6 protein-coding genes are annotated in these 3,815 nt (G+C 64.2%); 5 read left to right on the top strand and 1 reads right to left on the bottom strand.

All coding sequences use genetic code 11. The features are described from left to right. The 5 genes from E1193_RS30415 to E1193_RS30435 all read left to right on the top strand — a co-directional run. Positions 1-512: XRE family transcriptional regulator (locus E1193_RS30415; RefSeq protein WP_243707970.1), on the top strand; the 512-nt coding region annotated here is incomplete at its 5' end. Continuing rightward, positions 509-982, top strand: coding sequence for an NUDIX domain-containing protein (locus E1193_RS30420; RefSeq protein WP_132186576.1), 474 nt, complete (start codon positions 509-511; stop codon positions 980-982). The genes E1193_RS30415 and E1193_RS30420, both read left to right, overlap by 4 nt. Before the next feature lie 183 nt (positions 983-1,165). After that, on the top strand, positions 1,166-1,531 hold the full coding sequence (locus tag E1193_RS30425) for a hypothetical protein (protein WP_132186577.1): 366 nt from the start codon (positions 1,166-1,168) through the stop codon (positions 1,529-1,531). After that, positions 1,528-1,893, top strand: coding sequence for a hypothetical protein (locus E1193_RS30430; RefSeq protein WP_132186578.1), 366 nt, complete (start codon positions 1,528-1,530; stop codon positions 1,891-1,893). The genes E1193_RS30425 and E1193_RS30430 overlap by 4 nt, the downstream gene beginning before the upstream one ends. Before the next feature lie 217 nt (positions 1,894-2,110). Further along, positions 2,111-2,497: a hypothetical protein gene (locus E1193_RS30435; RefSeq protein WP_132186579.1), complete on the top strand. Its 387-nt coding sequence runs from the start codon at positions 2,111-2,113 to the stop codon at positions 2,495-2,497. A 112-nt stretch (positions 2,498-2,609) separates the two neighbouring features. Here E1193_RS30435 and E1193_RS30440 read toward each other — a convergent pair whose 3' ends face one another. Beyond that, on the bottom strand, positions 2,610-3,761 hold the full coding sequence (locus tag E1193_RS30440) for a cellulose binding domain-containing protein (RefSeq protein WP_132186580.1): 1,152 nt from the start codon (positions 3,759-3,761) through the stop codon (positions 2,610-2,612). Positions 3,762-3,815: the final 54 nt, after the last annotated feature.

The following is a 3,815-nucleotide window of genomic DNA, read 5'->3' on the forward strand; positions in this document are numbered from 1 at the left end:
CCTACGCCCACCGCGCCGACATCCCCCACCACGTGTGGGCGGCCCTGCTCACCGGCGCCACCACCCGGATCGACCTGCTCGGCTACGCCTACCCGTTCCTGCTGGAACTGCTGCCCAACACCATGCAGCTCATCACCGACAAAGCCACCAACGGCGCCCGGGTTCGTCTCGCGTTCGCCGACCCTGATTGCCCGCATGTGGCCGAACGCGACGCCCTGGAACAGATCGGCGGCACCCTACCGGGCCGGATCCGTAACGCCCTCAACTTCTGCGAACCGCTGCACGGCGTGCCTGGGGTGGAGATCGGGCTGCACACCGTGCACCTGTACAACTCGGTGTTCCGCTTCGACCACCAGATGATCGTCACCCCACACCTGTACCGCGCCCGCGGCTACCAACACCCCGCCCTGCACCTGCGCGAACTCTCCCCGCACGGCATCTTCGCCGCCCACGCCGACCAGTTCGAACAGATCTGGCAAACCACCACCCCCCACCCGAAGGAGACCCGGTGACCGGCCGGCGCGACTACTACCACGACCCGCACGCCCCCACCGCGAACAGCCTCGTCCCCGGCGCCGCTGCCATCGTCACCGACGAGCACGGCCGCATCCTGCTGCAACGGCGCACCGACTCCGGCAACTGGTCGCTTCCCGGCGGCGCCATGGACATCGGCGAAACCCTCCAACAGTGCGCCGTCCGCGAGGTCAAGGAAGAGACCGGCCTCGACATCGAGATCACCGGCCTGCTTGGCATATACACCGACCCCGCGCACGTCATTGCGTACGTCGACGGTGAGGTCCGGCAAGAGTTCACCGTGACCTACCTCGCCCGAGTCACCGGCGGCACGCTGACCGTCAGCGACGAATCCACCGACGTCCGCTTCATCGACCCCGCCGAGTTCGACCACATCCCCATCCACGACACCGTCCGCCTCCGCCTCCACCACCACGCCGAGCACCGCGACACCCCCTACCTCGGATAGCCCCACCCATCGATGCGCTGGCCGTCGGCGGGCGCGGGCGTCTCTCCAGGTTGCCGTCACCGTCGCCGTCAACACCGATAGATTTCGATGCGGCGAGTTGGTGTCACACGCGAAAGGCCAGGTGAAACGCCATGACCACGTAGGTCACACTGCGTGACGGAATAAAAATCCCACACGTACTATGTGATCGCCGGTGACACGCCGGTCCTCGTACACAACTGCGGAGAGGAAGAGGTTCGGGACGCGATTCAGAGTGCTTACCCTGAGCGGAATGTGCGCACTGGCGGCGATGTTCGTCGTCCAGATGGGACGCAATGGACCGATCATGACGTCTACGACGACGACTTCGTGTGCGAGGTGGCATGTGGCGGTGGAAAGGGTAAGGTGGCCCAGATGGAAGAGCGAATTCTTCCGAGCGCAGGTGGGCGACGCGTCGCGATCTACGGTCCGAATCTCAAGGGCAGCGTCGTGAAGGGGATTGAAAACCTCGGCGTTCCGGTCTTCAGGGATATGGACGATCTGATTACTTGGGTCGGGCCAAAACCATGACGGAGACGCTGGCCCTGGTTGTCGACGACCGAACAGTTGACCTGGGAAAACTGGCAGAGTTCGTGCAATCGGTCGGCGACGTGTCAGTCAATGGCACTGTCCTGACGCTTCGACGCGGCGGCGAACAATGCTATGTGGTAGAGGTGTCCGATCCTGAAGTCAACGGCATTTTTGAAGATTGGCCGGAGGTTCGAGTTCCGAAATCGCCGAGCGCCATTTTTAGCGTCGACTACCGCGCGCCTGATCTCGTTGTTGCACTGGTTCATTCAATCGCGCAATGGTGTTCGTTGACCGTCGACACCAATTATGGTCAAATTGTGCCGGGTGGAGACCTGGCGCCCGACATGTTGCGTCCCACGTGAGAATTTCGAGCCGTTTCTATCCCTGTTGAGGCCCGCCCGCTTCGGTCACGGATCGTAGCGGGCGGCCGTACAAGGATGTCCTGTCTACTCCGGTTGCCGTCACGGTTGGCTGGTCCGATCACAGTGACCCATCGGTCCACCCCAATCCGCACCAGCATGTCTACGATCCTGTTACCGGAAAACGGGGAGGCGCTATTCCCTTGGATGGTGGCTGTCAATGATCGAGTTCCGTATACCAGCGTTCCGCGCGGGCGGCGAGATGGTCTCACTGTCCGATGTTCTGCGCGAGGTTCGGCCACGGGGATGGTCATGGCGTCTTCTCAACTTCGAGGGGACTTTCAAGACGGATTCAAACCTCAATGCGCTTGATCTTGAGCAACGAATTCGCGCCTCTGTGGAGGGGTTGAGTTGCTCTTGGGATCGTTTGCTCCATTTCTCAGATGATGTGGACCAACCGATCGACGTCAGCCTTGTGGCATCCGATGGGATTGGGAGGTGCGTGCTGGTGATCGAGGTAAGAGATACGACCTACTGGCGCATACTCGCTGAACAATCGGATGCGAATTCCATCGAATCCGCAACCAGGATCTCTCGTTTGGTGTAGTGCATGTGCTGGCTGTGATCGCCGCAAGTCAACTGATAGCAGTTCGCTGCCGGCATCACGTAAGCAGAAGGGGCGTGACCCTGATGGTCACGCCCCTTCTGCTTGACGAGCGTCAGGCCCGCGAGCAGGCGACCCCGTTAAGCGAGAAGCTGGTCGGTGACGCATACGCCCCGCTCAGCGTCCCCTGGTAGCCGAAGCTGGCCGTACCCCGAGGCGCGATCGTGCCGTTGTGGCCGACGTTGCGGGCGGTCACGTTCTGCCCGCTCTGGCTGACCGTGGCGTTCCACGCGTTGGTGACCCGCTGCCCCGACGGCAGGGTGTAGGTCAGCATCCAGCCGTTGATCGTGCTGGTGCCGGTGTTGGTGATCCGCACCTCGGCGGTGAAGCCGCTGCCCCACGAGTTCGGCGTGTACGTCACCGCGCACCCGGTGCCGCCCGGCGGCGGGCTGGACGGCGGGGGCGTGGACGGCGGCGGGGTGGACGGCGGGGGCGTGATCGGGCCGCCGTCGCCGTTGACGCTGGCCGAGAAGGAGTTGACAGCCAGGCCCGCGCCGCCCTGCCACGGCTCGAAGCCGGCCTGGATGCTGGTCAGGTACCAGCTGTTGGTGATCGCGCCCCGGTCGCGGGTGTCTCTGATGAACGCCAGCAGGTTGAGGTTGGCGCTGCTGATCGTCGACGGCGCCAGGTACGAGATCACGTTGTTGGCGCCGTTGCTGCCGCGCCAGACCTCCCAGGTCCGCCCGTCGATGGTGGCGGTGCCGACCGGTGAGCCGATGGGCTGGATCGGCCCCTGCCGGTTGAGCCAGATCATGATCTCCATCTGGTTGACGCCGTTGCGCTTGGGCGTGGGGTCGAGCCAGATGTCGTACGAGGCGTTGTAGGTGGCCCCACTGACGTACCGGTAGTCGATGCTGCTGGTGGCGCTGCTGATCCTGTCCACCTGCATCGGCAGGTTGGTGCCGGGGGAGCAGTTGGTGTAGTGGCAGCCGACGAAGACCGACGGGTACGACACCGGTGCGCCGTTGGTCGGCGCGGAGCCCTGCTGGGTGGTGATCTCGAAGCCGGTGCTGGTGACGTTGATGCACTGTTGGGCCGAGGTGCCCCAGCGGTTGTTCTGCACCACGTACCGGTTCTGGATGACGGTGGAGCCGTACTGTTCGCAGATCTGGGTGTCGGCGGAGGCGGTGCCGCCGTACGCGACGGCGACCAGTGAGCCGGCGGCCAGTAGGCCGGCCGCGGCCAGGGCGCGGAGTGGACGTCTCATGATGCTCCTCGGGCTGTGGCGCGGGGGGTGCCAGGCGGGGGGACGGGACCGGCG

Origin of the sequence: Micromonospora sp. KC606 (assembly GCF_004348675.1) — a bacterium.
Taxonomy (GTDB): domain Bacteria; phylum Actinomycetota; class Actinomycetes; order Mycobacteriales; family Micromonosporaceae; genus Micromonospora.

Coding starts and splice junctions, on each gene's coding strand:
- E1193_RS30435 (WP_132186579.1), top strand. CDS start 2,111: ATGATCGAGTTCCGTATACCAGCGTTCCGCGCGGGCGGCGAGATGGTC.
- E1193_RS30430 (WP_132186578.1), top strand. CDS start 1,528: ATGACGGAGACGCTGGCCCTGGTTGTCGACGACCGAACAGTTGACCTG.
- E1193_RS30440 (WP_132186580.1), bottom strand. CDS start 3,761: ATGAGACGTCCACTCCGCGCCCTGGCCGCGGCCGGCCTACTGGCCGCC.